We start from the raw sequence: 23,069 nt of genomic DNA, 5'->3' as shown, positions 1-23,069 counted from the left end.
CATGAAGTTCGTGTTCTATACCCATTCCCTGGTCTCCGACTGGAACCACGGCAACGCCCATTTTCTGCGCGGCGTGATGCGCGACCTGATCCGTCGCGGCCATGAGGCGATTGCCCTGGAACCGGAAGGGGCCTGGTCGCGGCAGAACCTCGTGAAGGACCAGGGAGAGGCGCCGCTTGACGCCTTCCGACGGACCTTTCCCGACCTCTCCTCCCTCTCCTATGGGGTGGACTTCGATCATGAACGGACGCTGTCCGATGCGGATGTCGTGATCGTCCACGAATGGACCGATCCGGCTCTGGTGGAGCGCATCGGAGAAATCCGCCGCCGCGCAGGCTTCACCCTCGTCTTTCACGACACACACCACCGGGCAGTCTCCAGCGAAGAGGACATCGCCGGCCTCATCCTCAAGGACTACGACCTGATCCTCGCCTTTGGCGAAACGCTGCGGCAGCGTTACCTGAAGGCCGGCTGGGGTTCTCAGGTGTTTACCTGGCACGAGGCCGCCGACGACACGATCTTCCGCCCCATGCCGGAGGTCGAGAAGGAGCGCGATCTTATCTGGATCGGCAACTGGGGAGATGGCGAGCGTTCCGCCGAACTTGCGGAATTCCTGATCGAGCCGGTGAAGGAACTTCAGCTGCAGACGACCGTTAGGGGCGTCCGTTACCCGCAACCCGCCCTCAACCAGTTGAAGGAGGCCGGTATCGATTACGCAGGCTGGATTGCCAATGCGGATGCACCCTCTGCCTTCGCGCGCCATCGCCTGACGGTGCATGTGCCGCGCCGCCCTTACGTCGAGACCCTGCCCGGCATTCCGACCATCCGCATGTTCGAGGCGCTCGCCTGTGGCATCCCGCTGATTTCCGCGCCCTGGGAAGACGCCGAACATCTCTTCCGGCCGGGAGAGGATTTTCTTTTCGTCCGCAACGGCAGCGAGATGAAGGAGGCCATGCGTTCCGTGCTCGCCGATACGGACTTTGCCAACGCGCTGACCGGCGCTGGGCTCGAAACCATCATGGCGCGGCACACCTGCCGGCACCGGGTGGACGAGCTGCTCTCCATCCTCAGCCAGCACGGCACGGCCCTTGTCAAACACCAGATCACCTTTCCGGAGGCCGCCGAATGAAGATCGCCTTTTATGGATCCAGCCTTGTCTCCGCCTATTGGAACGGTGCCGCCACCTATTACCGCGGCTTGCTGCGAGCGCTGGCGGAAAAGGGTTATGACATCACCTTCTATGAACCGGACGTTTATGACCGGCAGAAAAATCGCGACATGGACCCGCCCGATTGGGCAAAGGTCGTCGTCTATGACGGCACCGCGGAGGCGCTGCGGACGGTGACACGCGAGGCGGCAGAGGCCGACATCGTCGTCAAGGCAAGCGGCGTCGGTTTTGAGGACGACCTGCTTCTGACGGAGGTGCTGCGCCACGCCCGCCCGGGCGCCATGCGGATCTTCTGGGATGTCGATGCACCGGCAACTCTTGCAGAGATCCGCCGCGCCCCCGGCCATCCTCTGCGGCGCGCGCTGAACACGCTCGACATGGTGCTGACCTATGGCGGCGGGGCCCCCGTCGTCTCCGCCTACCGGGCGCTTGGCGCCAAGGACTGTGCGCCGATCTACAACGCGCTTGATCCTGAGACGCATTTTCCGGTTCCGGCAGATCCCCGCTTTGCCGCGGATCTGGGTTTCCTCGGCAACCGGTTGCCCGACCGCGAGGCGCGTGTCGAACATTTCTTCCTGGCGCCCGCATCCCGCGTGCCGGACCAGCGCTTCCTGCTTGGCGGTTCCGGCTGGCAGGGCAAGCCGATGTCCGACAATGTACGCAGCATCGGCCATGTACCGACGCGGGATCATAATGCCTTCAACGTCACGCCGAAGGCGGTCCTCAACATTTCGCGCGAGAGCATGGCCTCGAACGGCTTTTCGCCCGCAACGCGCGTCTTCGAAGCCGCCGGTGCCGGCGCCTGCCTGATCACCGACCATTGGGAAGGGATCGATCATTTCCTGAAGCCGGAGGAAGAAATCCTCGTTGCCCGCGACGGGCAGGACGTTGTGGAGATCATGGCCGGACTGACACAGGAGCGCGCCGCCGAGATCGGCCGCCGGGCGCTTGCCCGGGTGACATCCGAGCACACCTACACCCAGCGCGCCGAGGATGCAGACCGCATCTTCAAACGCCACTTCGAAAGCCTCGAGGCCGCAGAATGACGAACAATCCACTCAACATCGTGATCATTGGCCTGTCTCTGTCCTCTTCCTGGGGCAATGGTCATGCCACGACCTATCGAGCACTCATCCGCGGACTTTTTGCGGAGGGGCACGAGGTCCTTTTCCTGGAGCGGGATGTGCCCTGGTACGCGGAAAACCGCGACCTGGCCGATCCGGACTTCTGCACGCTTTCCTATTATGACCGGGTCGACGACCTGGCCGGCATCTATGGCGATGCCATCCGCTATGCGGATGCCATGATCATCGGGTCCTACGTGCCGGACGGAGCAAGGGTGATCGATGCGGTTGCGGCTTTGAACCCCAGCCGTTTCTGCTTCTACGACATCGATACACCTGTAACGCTTGCGGCGCTGGCCCGCGGTGAGGAGGAGTTTCTCGAAGGCGGCCAGATCGCCGGCTTCGACGCCTATTTCTCCTTTACCGGCGGCCCGATCCTCACGCGTCTGGAAGAGACCTATGGTGTGCCACGGGCGTTCCCGCTCTATTGCGCCGTCGATGCCGACCGCTACAAACCAACCGGCGAGGCACCCGTCTGGGATCTCGGCTATCTCGGCACCTACAGCCCCGACCGGCAGCCAACGCTCGAGCGGTTCCTGATCGAACCGGCCCGGCGCCTGCCGGAGATGCGTTTCGTCGTCGCTGGCCCGCAATATCCCGACACCATCGACTGGCCGGACAATGTGGAACGGATCGATCACCTGCCGCCGACCGAACACGCCTCCTTCTACAGTCGCCAGCGCTTCACGCTGAATGTCACGCGTGCGGACATGATCGCCGCCGGGTGGTCTCCCAGCGTGCGGTTGTTCGAGGCGGCCGCCTGTGGCAGCCCGATCATCAGTGACGAATGGCCGGGTCTTTCCGATCTCCTGCCAGATGGCGAGGCCATTCTGATCGCACGGGATACGGAGGACGTCATCGCGGCGCTGACGGGTCTCAACGAAGGCCGGCGTCTAGCCATCGCCGATGCGGCCCGCAGCCGCATTCTGGAAAGCCACACGGGGGAGGCGCGCGCCAGGCAGTTGGTCAGCGATCTGCAGAGCCTGGCAGCGCACGGCAACGCTGCGGCCGGACGGCTGCGTCAGCGAGTTTCGGCATGAGGAGAGAGGATTTACCGATGCTGCAAAGAACCGATCGCGCAAAAAAGAAGACCATCCTCGTTGCCGGCGGTGCCGGTTTCGTCGGCTCGCATCTGTGCGACGCGTTATTGTCACGCGGGCACCGTGTCCTGTGCGTCGATTCCTATCTCACCGGCTCCAGGGCCAATGTGCTGCCGCTGCAGAACCATCCGCGGTTCCGCATGATCGAAGCCGACATCTGCGAACTGCACGAGATCGATGAACCGGTGGACGAGATCTACAATCTCGCCTGCGCCGCCTCGCCGCCGCAATACCAGGCCGATCCGGTACATACGATGATGACCTGCGTGCTTGGCACCGGCAATCTGCTGTTTCTCGCGGAACGCCACGCCGCCGCTTTCCTGCAGGCGTCCACCAGCGAGGTCTATGGCGACCCGGAACAGCACCCGCAGCGCGAGGATTACCGCGGCAATGTCAACTGCACGGGTCCGCGCGCCTGTTACGACGAGGGGAAGCGCGCAGCCGAAGCCTTGTGCTTTGACATGCTCAGAACGTCGCGCGTTGATGCCCGGGTGGTGCGTATCTTCAACACCTATGGCCCGCGCATGGCGCCCGATGACGGGCGTATTGTCTCCAACCTCATCGTGCAGGCCCTCTGCGGAGAGCCGCTGACCCTTTACGGCACCGGCGAGCAGACCCGTTCCTTCTGTTTCGTCAGTGATCTTGTTGCCGGCCTGATCCGTCTGATGGAGGTCGATCCCAATCCGGGCCACCCGGTCAATATTGGCAATCCCGGCGAATTCACCATCAATCAGCTGGCCGAAATGGTGTTGGCCATGGTGCCGACCGCCTCACGTATCGTCTACCACCCGCTGCCGAAGGACGACCCGCAACGCCGCAAACCCGATATAGCAAGGGCAAAGGAACTGCTCGGCTGGGAGCCGCGCGTGCCGCTTGCCGAAGGGCTGCGCCAGACGATCGATTATTTCATGTCCATCATGCCGGACGAGAGGCAGAGCAAGCGCCCCGCGCCGGCACTGGCCAAGGAGCCGCAGACCAGCCATATGCCAATGGGAGCGTGACGCATGGATGCATCCAGAATGCCGCCGGCCGAACTTCGCCGACGGATCAGCGAACTTGGACCCTGGTTCCAGAACATGCGCATCGGCGGGGTGGAAACCGCGCCGGACCATTTTCTGGGCGATTATCCCGCTTTCAAGTGGAAAGGGTTCCAGCATGTCATTCCAAGGGACCTTGAAGGACGCAGCGTACTGGATGTCGGCTGCAATGCCGGTTTCTACACGCTGGAAATGAAACGTCGCAATGCCGGTCGCGTCGTGGGGATCGATACCGATCCCCACTACCTCGCCCAGGCGCGCTTTGCCGCCGAGCAGAGCGGCCACGACATCGAGTTCCGCCAGATGTCCGTCTATGACGTGCCTAAACTGAAGGAGCGTTTCGATCTCGTGCTGTTCATGGGCGTGCTCTACCACCTGCGCCATCCGCTTCTGGCGCTCGATCTGCTGTGGGAGCATGCGGTGGGCGAGGAGATGCTGTTCCAATGCCTTCAGCGCGGCGACGAGCGTATTCCGAAGCTTGCCGAGAATTATGACTTCTCCGAATGGGCGATGTTCGACCGGCCGGACTACCCAAAGCTCTTCTTTGTCGAGGAGCGTTACGCCTCCGATCCGACGAACTGGTTCATCCCTAACACCGCGGCCATGGAAGCTATGCTGCGATCCTCCGGCTTTGAAATCACCGCGCATCCCGAACGGGAGGTGTACCTTGTGAAACGCGGCGCCCGGCATTATGCCGTCGACCCCGCCCCCTGCAGCTGATGCGGGAGGCGATGATGACGGATGGTGCAGGGGAAGACCACCGCCAGTTTTCCCTCGGACTGCTGCGCGGCGCCGGCGGCGCGCTGATCTTCGGCATCCCGATGCTGATGACCATGGAGCTGTGGTTCATCGGTTTCTATATGCCGCGCGAACGGCTGTTCCTACTGCTTCTCGTCAACATTCCGCTTCTGGTGGTGCTGGCGCGGCGCATCGGCTTCGAAAATACGTTCAGCTGGCGACAGGCCATGCGCGACGCCATGATCGCCTACGCGCTGGCCATCGTCACCTCCGGGCTTGTGTTGGTGCTTTTCGGTGTCCTGACGCTCGACATGCCTGTGCGCGAATGGGTGGGCAAGATCGCCCTGCAATCCGTGCCTGCCAGCATCGGGGCGATGCTCGGCCGCAGCCAACTCGGTCAACCCGACGAAGAGGAGGAGGATGAGGAGAAAGGCGGGCAATTGAACACCGGTTATGCCGGCGAACTGTTCATGATGGCAATCGGCGCGCTGTTCCTCTGCCTCAATGTTGCTCCAACGGAGGAGATCATCCTGATTTCGTTCAAGATGTCCGCCTGGCACGCTCTCGCTGCCATCGCCGCATCGCTCATCATCATGCACGGTTTCGTCTATGCGGTCTCTTTCCGCGGCACGCATCAGTTGAACGAACACACACCGCGCTGGCATGCGCTTATCCGCTTTACCTTTCCGGGTTACATCGTCGCCTGCCTGATCAGCCTCTACGTGCTGTGGACCTTTGGGCGGCTCGACGACACCGCCTGGACGCAGGTGATGATGTCGATGGTGGTGCTGAACGCGCCAGGAGCGCTGGGTGCCGCCTCCGCCCGACTGATCTTGTGATGAGCTGGCGCCGGAGGATCTCGAGTTGACCACGACAAACCGCAACCGCGACCCGAAACGCCATATCGAGGCGGAAAAACCGCACTGGATCGAATGGGCGACGGGTTTTGTCTCGGTTCTTCTTGTCCTGGCGTTGGCCGGCTGGATCGGTCGCGAGGCACTAATAAAAAGCGCCGACACGCCGGAGCTTTCCGTCCGTGTCGGCGAGACCATTCGGAAAGGCGAACATTACGTCGTTCGGATCGAGCTCCAGAACCGGGCGCCGGCAACGGCAGCCGCCGTGCGGGTGGCGGGCACACTCACCTCAGCGGAAGGCTTTGAGGAAATTTCGGAAACGACCTTCGATTATGCGCCGGCCGAATCCGTCACCAAGGGCGGTCTGCTGTTCCGGGCGGATCCGAGCGCCGGACGTCTGGATATTCGACCCACGGGTTATTCCGAACCCTGAACCTGCCGCGCTCTCATCCGGGGACACGGCCAAGCTCCGGGAACTTCTGACGTGCCACATCGATCGACGGGCAGATGACGTCACTTGCGCCGAGCGTGACCGAAATATTGTCGCTGACGTCCAGCTCGCCATCGAAGGTGACGGGAAGCCGCTCGCCGCCCTGGCGGATCAGCGTTCCGTCATGGGTAAAGCCCTGGGCCAGCAGCCAGTCGCGCGGCGCCATGACACTGATCTTGATGCGGATCGCATCATCATGTTCGCGTATGGCAACCAGCTTGTAGCCGACATCCGACTGTCCGCCCGCCACTTCCAGCTTTCCATGGCTTGCGGCTTCCTGCAGGTGTTCGCTCATCGGGATACTCCGGTTGAAGGATTGTCACCCGTTAACCGATGCCTCGCCCTCTTTGTTCCGCAACTTGGCCCTCTCGCCCTCCCGGTAACTGCGCGGCGTCATGCCGGTCCGCTTGCGAAAGCAGCGGGAAAAATAGGCGGCGTCTGAAAATCCCAAGTTCTCCGCAATGTGCTGGATGCTGTACTCGGTGAAGACGAGCGCGCGGCGGGCCTCGTCGATCGAGCGTTCCATGATGAGATCATGCGTGCTCATGCCGGTGACGTGGCGTGTGCTGCGGTTGAGATGTGTGGCCGAAAGCCCCAGCAGGCGGGCATAAGCCTCCACGGTCAGCTGTTCCCGGTGATGTCTCGCGATCAGGTCCTTCAGCTTGCGAACGCGCTTCAGATGCAGGTCCGGCAGTTGCGCGCCCGGGCCGGGCGTGATCTCCCGCCCCAGCATCAGGATGACGGTTGCGATATGCGTCTCCAGCATCTCCTCGCGCGCCGGCCGCTCACCCTCATATTCCTCGGCAATCCGCAGGAAGGTCTGCTCCAGATAACCGGCGGCACCGCCCATGTTTGCGAGGGACACGACAATCGGATCGGCAAACCAGGGGGCCTCGCCGGACAGCCTCCGCCCCGCCCCCAGCCGCTCCGGAACGAGCGTGATGACAAATCCGTCGATATCCGGCGAGAAGCGGAAACCATGAACCGGGCCGGGCGGGATGACGATGACGCAAGGTGGCTTCAGGATCACCGTACCGGCGGGAAGCAGTGCATCGCCGGAGCCGTCGCGAATGTACAGGAATTGCAGAAAGCTCTCATGCCGGTGAAGGCCGATTTCCCAACGATAACCACTGCTGCGCGCCGCAATGGTTTCGCAATGCACCCAAAATTCCCGCTGAAGTCCGCTTTCTTCACCGTAAAGGTTATATGTCGGAACGTTCAAGCGACTCTCCCCCTCAATCCCTCATGTTCGATTTGTCCTAGATCTAGATGGAAAAGTCCATTGTTCCGGTGGCACGGATCAGCGAGTTTCCTGACAAAGTGCAATTCCTGGGAGGATCTCATGCGCACACAAGTTTTGATCATCGGCTCCGGCCCCTCCGGTCTCCTGCTCGGCCAGTTGCTGACGAAAGCCGGCATCGACAACATCATCCTCGACCGTGTGTCGAAGGATTACATCCTTGGCCGCGTTCGCGCCGGCGTTCTCGAATGGGGAACCGTCGGCCTGCTCGACGAGGCCGGCGCCGGTGCCCGGATGCATGCGGAAGGCCTGCCGCATGACGGCTATTCGCTTGCCTTCGACGGTCGCGACCACCGCATCGACCTCTTCGCACTCACCGGCAAGCGTGTCATGGTCTATGGTCAGACGGAAGTGACGAGCGACCTGATGGACGCCCGCGAGGCCTCCGGTGCCCGGACAGTCTACGAGGCCGGCAATGTCACCCCGCATGATTTCGACGGCGCTCAGCCTTACGTCACCTACGAGAAGGATGGCGTGACGCACCGCATCGACTGCGATTTCATCGCCGGCTGCGACGGTTTCCATGGGGTGAGCCGCAAATCCGTGCCGGAAAAATCCATCCAGACTTTCGAGAAGATCTACCCCTTCGGCTGGCTTGGCGTGCTTGCGGACATTCCGCCCGTCAGCCACGAGCTGATCTATGCCAACCATCCGCGCGGCTTCGCGCTCTGCTCGATGCGCTCGGAAACCCGCAGCCGTTATTATGTGCAGTGCTCGCTGGAGGACAAGGTCGAGGACTGGTCGGACGAGCGCTTCTTCGACGAGCTTCGCCGCCGCCTGCCGCAGCATCACGCGGAGGCCATGGTGGTTGGCCCATCCTTCGAGAAATCCATCGCGCCGCTTCGATCCTTCGTCACGGAGCCGATGCGCTTCGGCAAACTGTTCCTGGTCGGCGATGCCGCCCATATCGTGCCGCCGACGGGGGCCAAGGGCCTTAATCTGGCGGCGAGCGATGTCTTCTACCTTTTCGAAGGTCTGCGCGAGCATTATGCGGAAAAGTCCGAGGCTGGCATCGACGCCTATTCCGAGCGTGCACTGAAGCGCGTCTGGAAGTCGGTGCGCTTCTCCTGGTCGATGACGACGCTGATGCACCGTTTCCCGGATACGGGCGATTTCGGCCAGAAGATCCAGGAGGCGGAGCTGGACTACCTGACCCATTCGACGGCAGCCTCCACCGCCATGGCGGAAAACTACGTCGGCCTGCCCTACTGATCTCGGCCGACGATGGACCGCCGGAGGATCGTGCAAGAAATCCGGCGGATCGAACAAACCGATCCGATGCGCCATGCGTTATGGACAGTGCTGCTCCCCTTCGCGGAGCAGCACCCCATTTTCTTCAAACGATCGGAAGGTCATCACCATGGCTATTGCACGAGGCTATGCGGCGACGGATGCGTCGAAACCGCTTGAGTTCTTTACCTTCGAGCGCCGTGAGCCGCGCGATGACGACGTCGTCATCGCCATCGAATATTGCGGCGTCTGCCACTCCGACATTCACCAGGCCCGCAACGAGTGGGGCAATTCGCGGTTCCCGATGGTTCCGGGCCATGAGATTGCCGGCGCCGTGACGGCCGTCGGCTCGGCTGTTTCGAAATTCAAGGTCGGCGATCGCGTCGGCGTCGGCTGCTTCGTCGATTCCTGCGTCCATTGCCAGACACGCGATGTCGACAACGAACAGTATATGCCGGGTCTGGTTCAGACCTATAACGACGTGGAGGCCGATGGCCAGACGCCGACCTATGGCGGCTACTCGGACTCGATCGTCGTCAAGGAAGGTTATGTCCTGTCGATCCCGGACAATCTGCCGCTCGACAAGGCAGCGCCGCTTCTGTGCGCCGGCATCACGCTCTATTCGCCGCTTGCGCACTGGAAGGCCGGGCCCGGCAAGAAGGTCGCGATCGTCGGCATGGGCGGTCTTGGGCACATGGGCGTGCAGATCGGTTCTGCCATGGGCGCGGATGTCACCGTTCTCAGCCAGAGCCTGTCCAAAAAGGACGACGGCCTCAAGTTCGGCGCCAAGGACTATTTCGCGACTTCCGACGCCGAAACCTTCAAGACGCTGGCCGGCACCTTCGACCTGATCATCTGCACCGTCAGCACCGGCATCGACTGGAACGCCTATCTCGGCCTGCTGAAGGTGGATGGCACCATGGTTCTGGTCGGCGCACCGGAAAACCCGGTACCCGTCCACGCGTTTGCGCTGATCCCTGGTCGCCGCAGCCTGGCGGGTTCGATGATCGGTTCGATCAAGGAAACCCAGGAGATGCTCGACTTCTGCGGCAAGCACAACATCACCGCCGAAATCGAGGTCATCGACATCAAGGACATCAACACGGCCTATGAGCGCGTGATCAAGAGCGATGTGCGTTATCGCTTCGTGATCGACATGAAGACTTTGCCGAAGGCCTGAACCGCATGACCGATCAACGTCCAGGGGTGACCGATGGCTCCCCCGCAGGTCCCTCCGCGGCCTTGATCACCACGATTGCGTTGGCGGCGGGAGCCCTCGTCGCCAACATCTACTACGCCCAGCCTCTGGTCGCGGAGATTGCGGCGGAACTCGGAATCGATGCCGATTTCGCCGGTGCGCTGACCAGCACAACGCAGATCGGTTACGGCATCGGCCTGTTCTTCCTGGTTTCCCTCGCGGATCGGGTGGAAAACAAGCGGCTGGTGCTCGTCACGCTGACGATCACCCTGCTTGGCCTGATCGGCATGGCGTCCGCAACGGCGGTCATTCCCTTCTTCATCGCCTCTTTCCTGATCGGCGTCTGTTCGACCGGCGCGCAGGTACTGATCCCGCTGATCGCCCATCTCGTGCCGCTCAATCGCCGCGGCCGGGTGGTCGGCAATGTCATGGGCGCCGTCCTGACCGGCATCATGCTGGCAAGGCCGGTGTCCCTGTTTGTCGCAGCAAGTTTTGGCTGGCGCGCGGTGTTCCTGTTTTCGGCAGGATTGATGGCGGTGATCGGCCTGTCACTCGCCGTGATGCTGCCGCGGCAGATGCCCCAGACGACGATGACCTATCCGCAGATCCTGTCGTCTATGAAGGATCTGATCCGCGATACGCCCGTGCTGCGCTGGCGTTCCGCCTACCAGGCGATCATCTTCTGCGCCTTCAACCTGTTCTGGACGGCCATTCCCTTTGCACTGTCAGAGCATTTCGGGCTGAATCAGCACCAGATCGGTCTGTTTGCCCTGGCAGGGGCCGGCGGCGCCTTGGCGGCACCGGTGGTCGGTCGTCTGGCAGATCGCGGTCTTGGAACGCTACTTTCCGCCATCGCCATGGTCGGGATCGCCGTCTTCTTTGCCGTCAGCGGTTACGCGGTCATGGCCGGTGCACTGGTTCTCGCGGCCCTTTGCGCGGTGCTCATCGACGCCGCGGTGCAGGCAAATCAGATCGTCAGCCAGCGGATCATCTTTGCGATTGCGCCGGAAAAGCGCGGTCGGCTCAACGCGATCTACATGACCTCTGCCTTTATCGGTGGCGCTATCGGATCGACGCTCGGCACCGTGATCTACCATCTGGGCGGCTGGAGCGGCACGGCCGCATCGGGCGCTGGCCTCGGCCTCTTCGGCCTTGCGCTGTTTGCCCTCGAACAGCGCAAGCGTTGAGACAATCCATTAGCCGGCTATCATGGTTTCTGATGCCGCCTGCCGGATCGTCTGCATCAGGATCGACAAGGGAAGCGACGGCGGGGCATCGGTGCGCAACGTCAGCCCAACCGGGCCCTTGGTTTCGCTGGTATCGATCGGAAGCGCCGCCAGCACACCATCGGCAATGTCACCGGCAACGACGCCGCTGGAGATGATCCAGATCGCGTCGCTCGATCGGACAAAGGCGCGTCCGAAGGCATCGGAGACCGTTTCCACTTGTGTTGGCAGGGCCGCCACGCCATTGGCGATCAGAAACTGTTCGACAAAGGGACGAATGATCGAACCGCGCGTCGGCATGAGCACCGGATAGTCGCCAAGGCCGTTGAACACCGAGCCGCCGGCCAGCAGCGGATGGCCGGCGCGCACCACAAACAGCACTTTTTCCGAATAGAGATGTTCGAAGGAAAAACCGGTCATCTTTTCCGGCGCCGCAAGCCGCCCGACGACGAGATCGAGCTCTCCCATCCGCAGCTGTTCGAGCAGCACCGAATTTTCACCCGTGACGATCTTGATGCGGCTGCGGGTCTGTTCCTCCAGAAAAAGCGCCATCGCGCGCGGCATGATGCGCGTCGAGACCGTCGGCAGCGCGCCGATCCTGACCGGCGGCACATTGTCCAGCAGTTCCTGCGAGACGGAATCGATACCCTGACGCAACGCCGTCAGCGAGGCAGCGGCATGGCGCAGGAACACCTCGCCGGGGCGGGTAATGCGGATTCCGCGCCCTTCCCGCTCGAACAGCACAACGCCCAGCACCTCCTCCAGCTCGCGGATCGTCTTTGTCACCGCCGGCTGGCTGATATTCAGATGGTCGGCGGCCTTGACCACGCTCCCCTGCCTCGCCACCTCAACAAAGGTCTGCAGGTGCCGATACTTTACGCGGGAGCCGATCAAGATTCATAACCCCTCAGTTAATGCAACACGCTATAAATGTCATTTTACCTAACCATTTTCGAGATGCAATAACTGTAGCGGAGGAGTTCATCATGAGATTTGCACACATTGGCGATGTGGTGCTGAGCCATGACATCTATGGTCAAGGCTCCGGCAAGCCCGCTGTCGTCCTCATCAATTCGCTCGGCACCGACCGCCGGATCTGGGATCAGGTGGTTGCCGATTTGGCCAACGACTACACGGTCCTGACCTTCGACAAGCGCGGCCACGGCCTTTCGGACCTCGGCACCCCACCCTACAGTATCGAAGATTTTTCCTGCGATCTTGCCGGTCTCATCGATCATTACGGGCTGAAAAAGGCCATCATCTGTGGTCTCTCCGTTGGTGGCCTGATCGCGCTCAGCCTCTTCGAGTATCGCCCGGACCTGGTGCGCGCCATCGTTTTTGCCGATACCGCCCACAAGATCGGCACCCCCGAATTCTGGAAGGCGCGCATCGACGCCGTGATGGAGGGCGGCATTGAGAGCATTCTCGAGCCGATCATGTCGCGCTGGTTCACGCCGCCCTACCGCACCAACGACAATGCCGATTACCGCGGCTACTGCACGATGCTCGTGCGCCAGCCGAAACTCGGTTATGCCGGAACATGCGCCGCCATTCGCGATGCGGATTTCACGCATGTCGCTGAAACGCTCAGTGTGCCCTCCCTCTGCCTCGTTGGAGATCAGGACGGTTCGACGCCTCCGGAGCTTGTGAAATCGCTGGCCGATCTTATTCCCGGCAGCCGGTTCCAGGTGATCGAGGGTGCCGCCCACATTCCCTGCGTCGAGACCCCGACGTTGTTTCTCACCCATCTTCGCACTTTCATCGACAACCTGCCCGGAGAATGACCATGGCCGATCAGCCCGTGACCTCGGAACGTTATCGCCAGGGTATGGTGACCCGCCGTTCGGTTTTGGGCGACGCCCATGTCAACCGGGCAGTTGCCAACGAAAGCCCCTTCGACCGCCCTTTCCAGGAGCTGATTACCGAAGGCGCCTGGGGCACCGTCTGGTCCAGACCTCATTTTTCGAAGCGCGAGCGGTCGATCGTGACCATCGCCCTTCTTGCCGCCCTCGGCCAGGACGAGGAAGTGGCGATGCATATTCGTGCCACGGCGAATACCGGCGCGACGAAGGACGACATCTGCGAAGCCCTTCTTCACGTCGCCATCTATGCCGGAGTTCCGGCAGCCAACCATGCCTTCAAGATCGCAAAATCAGTCTATGCCGGGATGGAAACATCTGCGGCCACTGAGGAGGACACGAAATGAAGAACACACTGCCTGAGACAGGCGGCTTCTTTGCCCGTGATCGGGTCATGCATCCGCCAGCCTATACACCCGGCTACAAGACCTCGGTGCTGCGCTCGCCCCAGCGCGCCCTGATCTCGCTGGAAGGGACCAAGAGCGAAATCACCGGCCCGGTTTTCGGCCACAACATGATCAACGAGTTCGATAACGACCTCATCGTCAATTATGCCAAGCCCGGCGAGATGGCGATCGGCCAGCGTATCCTCGTCCACGGCCGGGTGCTGGACGAACGGGGTCATGGCGTTGACGGTGCGCTTGTTGAATTCTGGCAGGCCAATGCCGGCGGACGCTACCGCCACAAGAAGGAAACCTATCTGGCACCGCTCGATCCGAACTTCGGCGGCTTCGGTCGTTGCGTGACGGACGAGAACGGCTATTACTGGTTCCGCACGATCAAGCCTGGCCCCTATCCCTGGCCGAACGGCGTCAATGACTGGCGCCCGGCGCATATCCATTTCTCGATCTTCGGCCATGGCTTCGCCCAGCGCCTGATCACCCAGATGTATTTCGAGGGCGATCCGCTCATCTGGATTTGTCCCATCGTCAAGACGATCCCGGACGACGAAACGATCAAGCGGCTGATCGCACCGCTCGACATGAGCAACACAATCCCGATGGACATGCGCGCCTACAAGTTCGATATCGTCCTGCGCGGCCGCCGCTCAACGATGTTCGAGAACCGCAAGGAGGGCAACTGATCATGGTTCAACCGCTGAACTACCTGAAGGAATCGCCCTCTCAAACTGCGGGCCCTTACGTCCATATCGGCTGCACGCCGAACTTCACCGGCATCCATGGCGTCTACGAGACCGACCTCGGCTCCGGCCCTCTCTACAATGAGAAGACGCGCGGCGAGCGCATCACGATCAAGGGCCGGGTGATCGACGGATCCGGCACCCCGCTGAGGGATGCCATGGTGGAGATCTGGCAGGCGGATGCCGACGGCTTTTACAACAGCCCGTCGGAAACCCGCGGCAAGGCCGATCCGAACTTCTTCGGCTGGGGCCGTTGCCCGGCGGACATGACGACCGGCGAATACGTCTTCGAGACGATCAAGCCGGGTCGTGTGCCGCATGCCGGCCGCTGGATGGCACCGCATGTGACGCTCTGGATCGTCGCGCGCGGCATCAATATCGGCCTGCAGACCCGCATGTACTTCTCCGACGAAGAGGAGGCCAATGCAGAAGATCCGGTGCTTGCCCGCATAGAGCATCGCGTCCGCGTGCCCACCCTGATCGGCAAGCGGGAAGGTGATGTCGTGACCTTCGATATCTACCTTCAGGGTGAAAACGAAACCGTCTTTTTCGATATCTGAGCTGGCATGACCATATCCGCCTTCGAACATCCCTACCTGTCCGGCCTCCTCGGCGACGAGGAAACGGCAGCCCTGTTTGCCGCGCAGGCGGATATTCGTGCCATGCTGTCCTTCGAGCGGGCGCTTGCGCTCGCCGAAGCCGAAGAAGGTGTCATTCCGTCCGCGGCGGCAACCCGTATCGCGGACGTCTGCCAAAACTTCAGGCCGGATATGACCGGCCTGAGGCAAGGCGTTGCCAAGGACGGCATCGTGGCTGCGGAACTGGTGAAACAGCTGCGCGCTGCCGTTGGTGGTGATGACGCAAAACATGTGCATTTTGGTGCGACCAGCCAAGACGTGATCGACACAAGCCTGATGTTGCGGCTGAAGGGCGTCGTTGCCCTGTTCCTGGCACGGCTGGCCGATCTGCAAGGCGAGTTCGTCCGGCTGCAGCAGAATTTCGGCCCTCGCCGCCTGATGGGCCATACCCGGATGCAGGCGGCGATCCCGATCACCGTCGCAGACCGGCTTTCCTCCTGGTCGAGCCCGCTCGTGCGTGATCACGCGCGACTGACGGCGCTCATGCAACAGGGATTACCCGTGCAGTTCGGCGGTGCGGCCGGGAACCTCGACAAACTGCCTGAAAAGGGCGCGGCCGTTCGCGCCCGGCTAGCGGCCCATCTGGGGCTTGCGGATGCCACTCAATGGCACAGCCAGCGCGACCGGATCGTCGAGGTGGCTGACTGCCTCTCGATGATCAGCGGTTCCCTTGGCAAGATCGGCCAGGATGTCGCGCTGCTCGCCCAGATGGGCGGCGAGATCACTCTGTCCGGCGGCGGCGGTTCATCCGCGATGGCGCACAAGCAGAACCCGGTGGTTGCCGAAGCGCTTGTGTCGCTCGCCCGCTTCAATGCGGTTCAGGTCTCCGGCATACATCAGTCCCTGGTGCATGAACAGGAGCGCTCCGGCGCCGCCTGGACGCTCGAATGGATGCTGCTCCCCTCCATCACCATTGCCACCGGTGCATCGCTGCGGCTTTCGCGCGATCTTCTGTCGAAGATCCAGTCCATCGGGCGCGACCCGGAATAAGGGCGAAGAGCTCCCCCTCCTCGCGTATTTGCCGGGCGCGCGGAAATTTCAGATTCTGCTAAAAAGATCAGTCATGCCCGGTCGCGGTAAAGTTTGCATTTAGATTTTTCCGGTAATGCTCTGTTAGCAATGTCGCAAGGTGGCCGTTCGCCATCCAAGTCCCGCTGACTGAGTACCGGTGTTCATGCGTAACAAACTTCTCCTCCCCATCGTCCTTGGCTGCCTTGTCATGGCGGGTTGCCGATCGAGCGGCCCGGAAGAAGCCCTGAACATCGCTCCGTCCCAGGAGATCACCAACGCCGTTTCGCCGATCACACCGCCGGCCGCCATCGCACAGGTCACGCCGCAGCCGCAGGTAGCCCAACAGGCACAAGAGACTGTTCCAACGCCGCAGGCACACGAGCTTGCCTGGGCGGGCTCCGCTCCGCATCCGCAGGCCTTCGAGACGAACACCACGCAGAACGGTATGCCGCTTCCCAGCGCCCGGCCGGTCGCGATGATGATGCCGAGCCAGCCGGAAAACTTCAATCCGAACATCAAGCGCGGCCGCGTGTTCAGCCAGCGTTTCCGCGACGCCAAGCCGATCAATTTCGGCCGCATCACGCCGCAGCACCACCCGGTGCACGGCGTCGATGTCTCCCGCTGGCAGGGTGAGATCGACTGGCCGAAGCTGCGCACGCAGGGCGCCAACTTTGCCTATATCAAGGCGACCGATGGCGGCGATCATCTCGATCCGATGTTCCAGACCAACTGGCGGCGCGCCAAGGAAGCCGGCGTCAAGCGCGGCGCCTATCATTTCTTCTACTGGTGCCGGGTGGCAAGCGAACAGGCGGCCTGGTTCATCCGCAACGTGCCGAATGATCCGGATGCCCTGCCGCCGGTCATCGATGTCGAATACAATCACCTCTCCGACTGCAAGCGCCGCCTCTCGCCGGACAAGATCCGCGAGAAGATGCAGGTCTTCATGGACATCCTCGAAAAGCATTACGGCAAGCGGCCGGTGATCTATACCGCCCCGGACTTCTACAAGGACAATCTGCAGAACGCCTTCCTCGATTATCCCTTCTGGCTGCGTTCCGTGGCAGCCCACCCGTCCAAGGTCTATCCGGGTCGCCGCTGGATCTTCTGGCAATATTCCGGGTCCGGCCTGTCGCAGGGCGTCGACGAAAAGATCGACCTCAACGTCTTTTCAGGCAATGAGGAGCAGTGGCACCGCTGGTCGGAACAGAGCCCCTCGCGGATTGCCAGCCGTTGAGCCTAAGTCGATCTGACTGAACTCTTTAATCCTGCGGCTCAGGGTTTCGCCCGCATCAGCATGCCGAACAGGTCGCGGGAATCGTCCGGATCGGCGATGATGTCGAGCCATTGAAACAGATCCGTGCCGGCGATCCGCGCCCTTACGTAGCGCAGGGCTGAAAAATCCTCGATCGCAAAACCGACGCTGTCGAACAGCGTGATCTGGCGGTCGTCCCGGCGTCCCCCGACGACACCGGTCACCACCTGCCAGAGTTCCGTGATCGGATAGGTCTTCGGCATCTGCTGGATCTCGCCCTCGATCCAGGTCTGCGGCGGATATTCGACAAAGGTGTCGGCTCGCTCCAGGATACCCGGATGCAGTTCCGTCTTGCCGGGGCAATCGCCGCCGATGGCGTTGATATGCACGCCCGCGCCGATCATGTTGTCCGTCAGGATTGTCGCGTACTGTTTGTCGGCGGTTGAAGTGGTGATGATCTGCGAGCCTTCGATCGCGCTTTCGGCGGACCGGCAGGGGGTCACCTTGAGGCCGAACCCGGTCAGGTTTCGACAGGCTTTATCCGTCGCCCGGCTGTCGATATCGTAAAGCCGCACATGATCGATTCCGAGCACCGCCTTCATGGCGAGCGCCTGGAATTCCGACTGCGCACCGTTGCCGATGATCGCCATGGTTCGCGCGCCCTTCGGCGCCAGATGCCGTGCAGCCATCGCCGAGGTCGCGGCGGTGCGAAGCGCCGTCAGAAGCGTCATTTCAGTCAGGAGTACCGGATAACCGGTTGCGACATCGGCAAGCAGCCCAAAGGCCGTGACGGTCTGCAATCCCTTCGCCATGTTCTTCGGATGACCGTTGACGTATTTGAAACTATAAACCTCGCCATCGGACGTCGGCATCAGCTCGATCACGCCATCGCGGGAATGCGACCCGACCCTCGGCGTCTTGTCAAAACTGTCCCAACGCCGGAAGTCCGCCTCGATCTCATCAGCCAGCTCCCGTAGCATCTGCTCCAGCCCGATGTGGTGGACAAGCCGCATCATGTTCTCGACGCTGACAAACGGAACGAGCGCTTTTTGCGACGGGGGGTGCAGCACGGTGATCTCCTCTTGTCTGAAACCGTCAGCCTAGCGTCCCGACCGAATGGTATGAAGGCGCGATTCTGTGTTGTTTCCACCGGGAACTTGGGCAGAATGTACAGCCGCATTGGACGGATTGACGAAATGACAGTGATCGAAACCAGCCTCTATCGACCGGATGACCTCGACAGACGCATCATTGCCCATCTGCGCATCGATGGCCGCGCCTCGCTGTCGAAGCTCTCCGACGTTCTGGGGGTTGCCCGCGGCACGATCCAGAACCGCCTCGACCGTTTGATGGAAACCGGCATCCTGGTCGGCTTCACCGTTCGGGTCCGGGCAGACCTGGACGAAGACGGCGTCAACGCCATCATGATGATCGAGGTGGTCGGCAAATCGACCGATCGCATCATCCGCAAGCTACGGGGCATGCCGGAAATCCATACGCTGCACACCACCAACGGCAACTGGGATCTGGTGGCTCATATCCGCACCGACAGTCTTGGAGAGTTCGACCGGGTCTTGCGCGACATCCGCATGATCGAAGGCGTCTCGAACAGCGAAACCAGCCTTCTGCTGAGCAGCGTCTAGAGAACGCCCCAGGCCCGGTAACGTCCCCTGCCCGTCAATTCGCGCAGGCCCAGTTCCTCCACGATGCGGAGAGCCGCCCGGGGCGTCACCTTCAACGTGTCGGCAATCATGCCCGTCGAGACGAGTGGACGCGACATCACAAGTTCGATGAGTTCCGGCAGGCGTGACGTCGTGCGCCGGCCGATGAGGCGCCGTTCCATGAGCCTGCGTGCCAATAGCAGACGATCATGCTCCTTGAGCCCCTGCTCACCGGCAAGGATCAGCCCCTGCAACATCGCCATCAGGCGGACGTCGCGCTGACGATGCCGTCGCCGTTCGACCGCAACGGCCTTCAGCCCGAGATTGAGTGTTGTGAGGTGCCCGCCGGTCGTGACGCCGCATCGACGCAAAAGCGCGCCGAACAACAGACGACCCATCCACGGCGCGTGCTGCAGAACGCCGATTTCGTTCCAGGCATCCAGCAGCAGGATCGCCTGGAGAACGGGCGGATAGTCTTCCGTGTGGTGCAGGACCGCCTGCCATTCCGCAATCCGCTCCTCTTCGTCCCATTCAGGATCATAAACGAGAGGAGCCTTCTCCTCATCCGGCGTGCGCCCCAGGGTCCGCGCCTCTTTCATCACCGCTTCGGTATGGGCCAGAAGCGCATCCATGGCCGCAAGTTCTTTGGTGAGCGGATCATCCGCCGAGACATCGTCGGTCTCGTGCATTGGTGCGTGGTCGTCGGCAATGGGAGCCTCGGAGAAGCCTTTGGTCTCGAGCTGCGGCTCGTCACTGCTTCGCTCGCTGCCTTTGAGGGAACGCAACCCCGCGGGCGTCAGGGCCCAGTCCGGTGGATGCGCGGTGATGCGCCGACGCGTGCGGAGCACTTCCCGAGCAATGGTGAGTTCATGGGTCGGGGCTCGAATGTCGTGCCCGGCATCGTGCAGGACAAGGTCTTCGAGATGCGCGAGATCACCATCCACCCAAAGCGATGCACAGGCATCGGTGAAGTGGCTTCTGTGGAGAAAACCCTCACCGACCGGAGAACTCGCCAGCCTTTCATCAAGCCGGATAATCGCTCCCTGCGCGCGCGAGAGCGGTGAAAGGAGGGTCTGCAGGGGAAGATGGGCGAGATCGTAAGTCATTGGTGAATCACTAGCTGATTCACGATCCGGACACTAGCAAGGCGTTAGTGTCCGCCACATGGTAGGGTTCATTTTGATGCATTGGGAGAGCGGTTTGGCGGATGAATCGTCAGGAGAAGTGCTTCCTTGACTGTTCAACATCATCGGCCATCCGCACTACTCTATATAGCATAGGTGAAGGGCGACGTCATCGTCTAATGCGATTTTCCGGCCTAAAACCAGGCTTTTCTTGAGGCTCCAAAATGCTTAGCCGCGATCCATACGTCATGTATCTCCTGGCGTTCCTATGTGTTCTCCACTCGATCGACCATGCAAATGCGCAGGCTGCTTGGTCCGGAGTTACAACTGTAACTCCGCTCATGGAGCGCTCCGCCTGTGAATGGTCAGAGCAGAATCGATCGCTTCACTGCCGAGGGAGTTACAGTTGTAACGGCTGCCCTCGCTCCGGCCTGGAATGCGATGCCAGACCATAGAGGCTTCGATCGAGATTGAGTTTACCTTCCACCGCCCGGTCCAGCATGGCCAGGAAATAGGCTTCCGGTTTCAGAATATCATCCGGATCGCGCGCTGATTTTTCGACGACGGTCGCAAGGATCGCTGCAGCGGCATGCGGTCCGACCCTCTGTCGACCGCGCTCGAACACCTTGTCGGAAAGTCCGACCATCCGGCACAAAAGTCCCTCTTGGCGCCGCAATTCAGACCAGGAGGCAAGCGTTGTACCCGTCAGCGACTGCACCTCGCGGCAGGCCCTGTGAATGAGATCAATCGGAACTGCAGAAAGCACGTCGGTCTGAACTTCGAGGCCTGAGCGCTTGTTTTCCTCGGCATTGCTTGTTTCGGTCATGCTTCTCACATCGATCGTTTCGGTCGCAACAAAAGCTTCCGTCTGTTCATCAAGCCGCATTTCCTCTGCCGGTAGGTTCTCGGGGCACGCGTTACTCTCGAAAATGATTTTATGATTTGTATCAGTATAAGGGATGACACGGATGTCACCCTCGCCTGCCATTGTGCCGGATAAAGTCGGCTGGACCCTTTCCACGGCTGCGGCATAAACAATGCGCAGTTCGGCGGCCCTTTGAAGAAGATCGATGGTCTCACTCGCGGTATCAAGTTCACTCTGCCATTCATCGGCATAGGTCGGAAAAGCGAGTGCCAGATCGGCCACTGCGCGAGACAGACGAGAGATCTCGCGACGGGCGGCGAGTTCTGCAGCCAGGCGCTCCTGATACTGTTGCACACGCATCTTGAGCTCCGAAAGACGCGCACGCGCCGGCGTGAAGTCGATACCGTAGCCGACGGTGATCATGCCGTCACGATCGCGCTGGACGAAACGACGACCGGAGGCGCTGTCGCGATAGGCGGCAATACCGACTTCGACGAGCTTGCGGATGCAGCGCATGACCGTGCGTTCCGACCGCTGCGTATATTCCGCGAGCTTGGCATTCGAGATCGCAACGACGGGGCGGCCTTCGCCGGACCAGTCTTCCATACGGGAAAGACCGAGCAGAATGTCCATGACGTGATAAGCTGTGCCATGGATGCCGAGTGAAGGTGCAGCCTTCTTCAGAAGAAGAGCGACTTCCGCCTTTGTGGTATCCGGCAGTTCATCACTGAGCGCCAGCCGGGCACTCGCGACAATTGCCGGTGTGATGCGTCGGAAGGACGACACCGTGGTTCGAGAAGTCATAGGACATCGACGCAGTCGAAAGACCACGTTCCCCAATGAAATATCTATCGGGAAGCCAGCAGATGGGCACAAAAAAACGCTCTCTGAAGAATCAGAGACTTGATTGTGAACCCCGACCGTCCTAGAATCAGATTGCTACAAATGACGTTGACGGTTCGTTCCGTTGACAATGGATCAGGGTCTGTCGATTGCCGTCGGCAGGCCCTTTTTCATGGATGTGTTAGCTCATGGATCTGCCTCATGTCGCTGGCGACGGAATTCCGCCGCGAGTTCCGGTAGACGCGCAACAAGCCATTCGGACAAACCGGGAATGGCGGATTCGGGAATGGTGAGCTTCGTGGCTCTGGCCGAAAACTGAACGGTTGCCACCGCACCGTGTCCAAGGGCGACTTCCGTTGCCTCGGTCTTCGGTGCATCCGGCGTCTGAAGCACCTTCAGAACGAGATCGAAGCGCTGGTCGCTATTGGCGTTCTGCCAGGCCGAACCCGATTTCACCCCGTTGATGCGGTCCTGCTGATTTTTACTCAGCCGCCGATCGGCGATCAGAAGTCCAAGCTTTTCCCATTTGGGGCGACCGACAGCCGGAGCCGGGCCGATCGCGCGCACGAGATCCTCCGGCACGGCCGAAGCGACATTCGTCAGATGGGAAATATAGGCAATGCCCTTCTTTTCCTTACGTCCCAGGGCTTCCGAAATCGTCTCGCGGGAATAACCCTGATCCTTCAGGGTGAGGGCGAAGAAGGCCTGCTCGATAAAGCTCAGGTTCAGCCGTTCGGCGTTCTCTATCCCTTGCGAGATGACGAGTTCTTCATCCGTCAACTCGCGGACAAGCGCCTTGACGGGACGCCGGAGGATCTGGCAGGCGCGCAGACGGCGATGGCCGTAAGCGACCTGATAGTGGCCGGGACGGTGGGCGAGGGGACGCACGAGAATGGGCAGCCTTTGGCCGTTCTCACGAATGCCGTCGACGAAGGCGGCAAATGTCTCGTTTTCCTCGATCTCCAGGCGATCGCGCACGAAGGATGGCTCGATCTTGTCCGGGTCGAGTTCGATGATCGCTTCTGCGCCCATCAATTGTTCGTGGAGGCGCCTGTTCTCCTCTTCAATGGAGACGAAGGCGCGGTCCATGGATTTGACCGCCACGGAACCGACCCGACGTTTTTCGAGGTCGCTCGGAAGCGGCGTTGCTTGTTTTGCCAGATCGTCCGGATTGACGTTGGCAAACAGGCTTCTCATCCGTTGATTTCTG

24 protein-coding genes are annotated in these 23,069 nt (G+C 61.2%); 17 read left to right on the top strand and 7 right to left on the bottom strand.

Features of this window, described 5'->3' with window-relative positions; genetic code table 11:
* Nucleotide 1 precedes the first annotated feature (1 nt).
* The 7 genes from OU993_RS13165 to OU993_RS13135 are packed head-to-tail and all read left to right on the top strand — an operon-like array spanning nt 2 to nt 6,454.
* Entirely contained in the window at nt 2-1,129 is a 1,128-nt protein-coding gene (locus OU993_RS13165) for a CgeB family protein (protein ID WP_268158068.1), read from the top strand.
* Entirely contained in the window at nt 1,126-2,214 is a 1,089-nt protein-coding gene (locus OU993_RS13160; RefSeq protein ID WP_268158067.1) for a CgeB family protein, read from the top strand. Before OU993_RS13165 ends, OU993_RS13160 begins: the two co-directional genes overlap by 4 nt.
* Complete coding sequence (locus OU993_RS13155) at nt 2,211-3,332, top strand: CgeB family protein (protein WP_268158065.1); 1,122 nt, start codon at nt 2,211-2,213, stop codon at nt 3,330-3,332. Before OU993_RS13160 ends, OU993_RS13155 begins: the two co-directional genes overlap by 4 nt.
* 17 nt (nt 3,333-3,349) lie before the next feature.
* Entirely contained in the window at nt 3,350-4,393 is a 1,044-nt protein-coding gene (locus OU993_RS13150; protein ID WP_268158063.1) for a UDP-glucuronic acid decarboxylase family protein, read from the top strand.
* 3 nt (nt 4,394-4,396) lie between these two features.
* On the top strand, nt 4,397-5,149 hold the full coding sequence (locus tag OU993_RS13145; protein ID WP_268158061.1) for a TIGR04290 family methyltransferase: 753 nt from the start codon (nt 4,397-4,399) through the stop codon (nt 5,147-5,149).
* 14 nt (nt 5,150-5,163) lie between these two features.
* Nucleotides 5,164-6,006, top strand: a complete 843-nt coding sequence (locus tag OU993_RS13140; RefSeq protein ID WP_268158060.1) for a TIGR02587 family membrane protein — start codon at nt 5,164-5,166, stop codon at nt 6,004-6,006.
* A gap of 25 nt (nt 6,007-6,031) precedes the next feature.
* The gene (locus tag OU993_RS13135) at nt 6,032-6,454 is read left to right on the top strand and encodes a hypothetical protein (RefSeq protein WP_268158058.1); all 423 of its coding nucleotides are present in this window, start codon (nt 6,032-6,034) and stop codon (nt 6,452-6,454) included.
* Nucleotides 6,455-6,467: 13 nt separating this feature from the next.
* On the opposite strand, the gene OU993_RS13130 is transcribed toward OU993_RS13135, so the two are convergent.
* A complete protein-coding gene (locus OU993_RS13130) occupies nt 6,468-6,806 on the bottom strand; it encodes a hypothetical protein (RefSeq protein WP_268158057.1) in 339 nt (112 codons plus the stop codon).
* Between the two features lie 24 nt (nt 6,807-6,830).
* On the bottom strand, nt 6,831-7,733 hold the full coding sequence (locus OU993_RS13125; protein WP_268158055.1) for a helix-turn-helix domain-containing protein: 903 nt from the start codon (nt 7,731-7,733) through the stop codon (nt 6,831-6,833).
* Between the two features lie 120 nt (nt 7,734-7,853).
* Between OU993_RS13125 and pobA the strand changes: the two genes are divergently transcribed.
* From pobA to OU993_RS13110, 3 genes are all read left to right on the top strand, one after another.
* Nucleotides 7,854-9,023 carry a 4-hydroxybenzoate 3-monooxygenase gene (pobA, locus tag OU993_RS13120; RefSeq protein ID WP_268158053.1) on the top strand — a complete coding sequence of 390 codons (1,170 nt, stop codon included), beginning with the start codon at nt 7,854-7,856 and terminating at the stop codon, nt 9,021-9,023.
* 148 nt (nt 9,024-9,171) lie between these two features.
* Nucleotides 9,172-10,221, top strand: coding sequence for an NAD(P)-dependent alcohol dehydrogenase (locus tag OU993_RS13115; protein ID WP_268158051.1), 1,050 nt, complete (start codon nt 9,172-9,174; stop codon nt 10,219-10,221).
* Nucleotides 10,222-10,226: 5 nt separating this feature from the next.
* Nucleotides 10,227-11,426 (top strand): MFS transporter, encoded by a 1,200-nt coding sequence (locus OU993_RS13110; protein ID WP_268158049.1) that lies wholly within the window; start codon nt 10,227-10,229, stop codon nt 11,424-11,426.
* 9 nt (nt 11,427-11,435) lie between these two features.
* Here OU993_RS13110 and pcaQ read toward each other — a convergent pair whose 3' ends face one another.
* The gene (gene pcaQ, locus OU993_RS13105) at nt 11,436-12,359 is read right to left on the bottom strand and encodes a pca operon transcription factor PcaQ (protein ID WP_268158048.1); all 924 of its coding nucleotides are present in this window, start codon (nt 12,357-12,359) and stop codon (nt 11,436-11,438) included.
* Nucleotides 12,360-12,451: 92 nt separating this feature from the next.
* Here pcaQ and pcaD point away from each other — a divergent pair, with 92 nt between their 5' ends.
* The 6 genes from pcaD (at nt 12,452) to OU993_RS13075 (ending at nt 17,348) form a co-directional block, all read left to right on the top strand.
* Entirely contained in the window at nt 12,452-13,249 is a 798-nt protein-coding gene (pcaD, locus tag OU993_RS13100; protein ID WP_268158046.1) for a 3-oxoadipate enol-lactonase, read from the top strand.
* 2 nt (nt 13,250-13,251) lie between these two features.
* Nucleotides 13,252-13,671: a 4-carboxymuconolactone decarboxylase gene (gene pcaC / locus OU993_RS13095; RefSeq protein WP_268158044.1), complete on the top strand. Its 420-nt coding sequence runs from the start codon at nt 13,252-13,254 to the stop codon at nt 13,669-13,671.
* Nucleotides 13,668-14,408 (top strand): protocatechuate 3,4-dioxygenase subunit beta, encoded by a 741-nt coding sequence (gene pcaH / locus OU993_RS13090; RefSeq protein ID WP_326493841.1) that lies wholly within the window; start codon nt 13,668-13,670, stop codon nt 14,406-14,408. The genes pcaC and pcaH overlap by 4 nt, the downstream gene beginning before the upstream one ends.
* A 2-nt stretch (nt 14,409-14,410) precedes the next feature.
* A complete protein-coding gene (pcaG, locus tag OU993_RS13085) occupies nt 14,411-15,025 on the top strand; it encodes a protocatechuate 3,4-dioxygenase subunit alpha (protein WP_268158042.1) in 615 nt (204 codons plus the stop codon).
* Nucleotides 15,026-15,031: 6 nt separating this feature from the next.
* Nucleotides 15,032-16,093, top strand: a complete 1,062-nt coding sequence (locus tag OU993_RS13080; RefSeq protein ID WP_268158040.1) for a 3-carboxy-cis,cis-muconate cycloisomerase — start codon at nt 15,032-15,034, stop codon at nt 16,091-16,093.
* A gap of 184 nt (nt 16,094-16,277) precedes the next feature.
* Nucleotides 16,278-17,348 carry a glycoside hydrolase family 25 protein gene (locus OU993_RS13075; protein ID WP_268158038.1) on the top strand — a complete coding sequence of 357 codons (1,071 nt, stop codon included), beginning with the start codon at nt 16,278-16,280 and terminating at the stop codon, nt 17,346-17,348.
* A 38-nt stretch (nt 17,349-17,386) separates the two neighbouring features.
* Here the strand turns inward: OU993_RS13075 and OU993_RS13070 are convergent, their stop codons facing one another.
* A complete protein-coding gene (locus OU993_RS13070; RefSeq protein WP_268158036.1) occupies nt 17,387-18,436 on the bottom strand; it encodes an ornithine cyclodeaminase in 1,050 nt (349 codons plus the stop codon).
* A gap of 126 nt (nt 18,437-18,562) precedes the next feature.
* Here OU993_RS13070 and OU993_RS13065 point away from each other — a divergent pair, with 126 nt between their 5' ends.
* A complete protein-coding gene (locus OU993_RS13065) occupies nt 18,563-19,009 on the top strand; it encodes an Lrp/AsnC family transcriptional regulator (protein ID WP_268158033.1) in 447 nt (148 codons plus the stop codon).
* Here OU993_RS13065 and OU993_RS13060 read toward each other — a convergent pair.
* The 3 genes from OU993_RS13060 to repB form a co-directional block, all read right to left on the bottom strand.
* Nucleotides 19,006-20,133, bottom strand: a complete 1,128-nt coding sequence (locus OU993_RS13060) for an RHE_PE00001 family protein (RefSeq protein ID WP_268158031.1) — start codon at nt 20,131-20,133, stop codon at nt 19,006-19,008. The two genes, OU993_RS13065 and OU993_RS13060, sit on opposite strands and share 4 nt — an antisense overlap.
* A gap of 418 nt (nt 20,134-20,551) precedes the next feature.
* Entirely contained in the window at nt 20,552-21,820 is a 1,269-nt protein-coding gene (gene repC, locus OU993_RS13055) for a plasmid replication protein RepC (RefSeq protein WP_268158029.1), read from the bottom strand.
* A gap of 225 nt (nt 21,821-22,045) precedes the next feature.
* Nucleotides 22,046-23,056, bottom strand: coding sequence for a plasmid partitioning protein RepB (gene repB / locus OU993_RS13050; protein ID WP_268158027.1), 1,011 nt, complete (start codon nt 23,054-23,056; stop codon nt 22,046-22,048).
* Nucleotides 23,057-23,069: the final 13 nt, after the last annotated feature.

The sequence above is a fragment of the Rhizobium sp. SL86 genome, from assembly GCF_026672545.1.
Classification (GTDB): Bacteria; Pseudomonadota; Alphaproteobacteria; order Rhizobiales; family Rhizobiaceae; genus Neorhizobium.
This window is presented reverse-complemented; position numbering and strand designations above follow the sequence as displayed.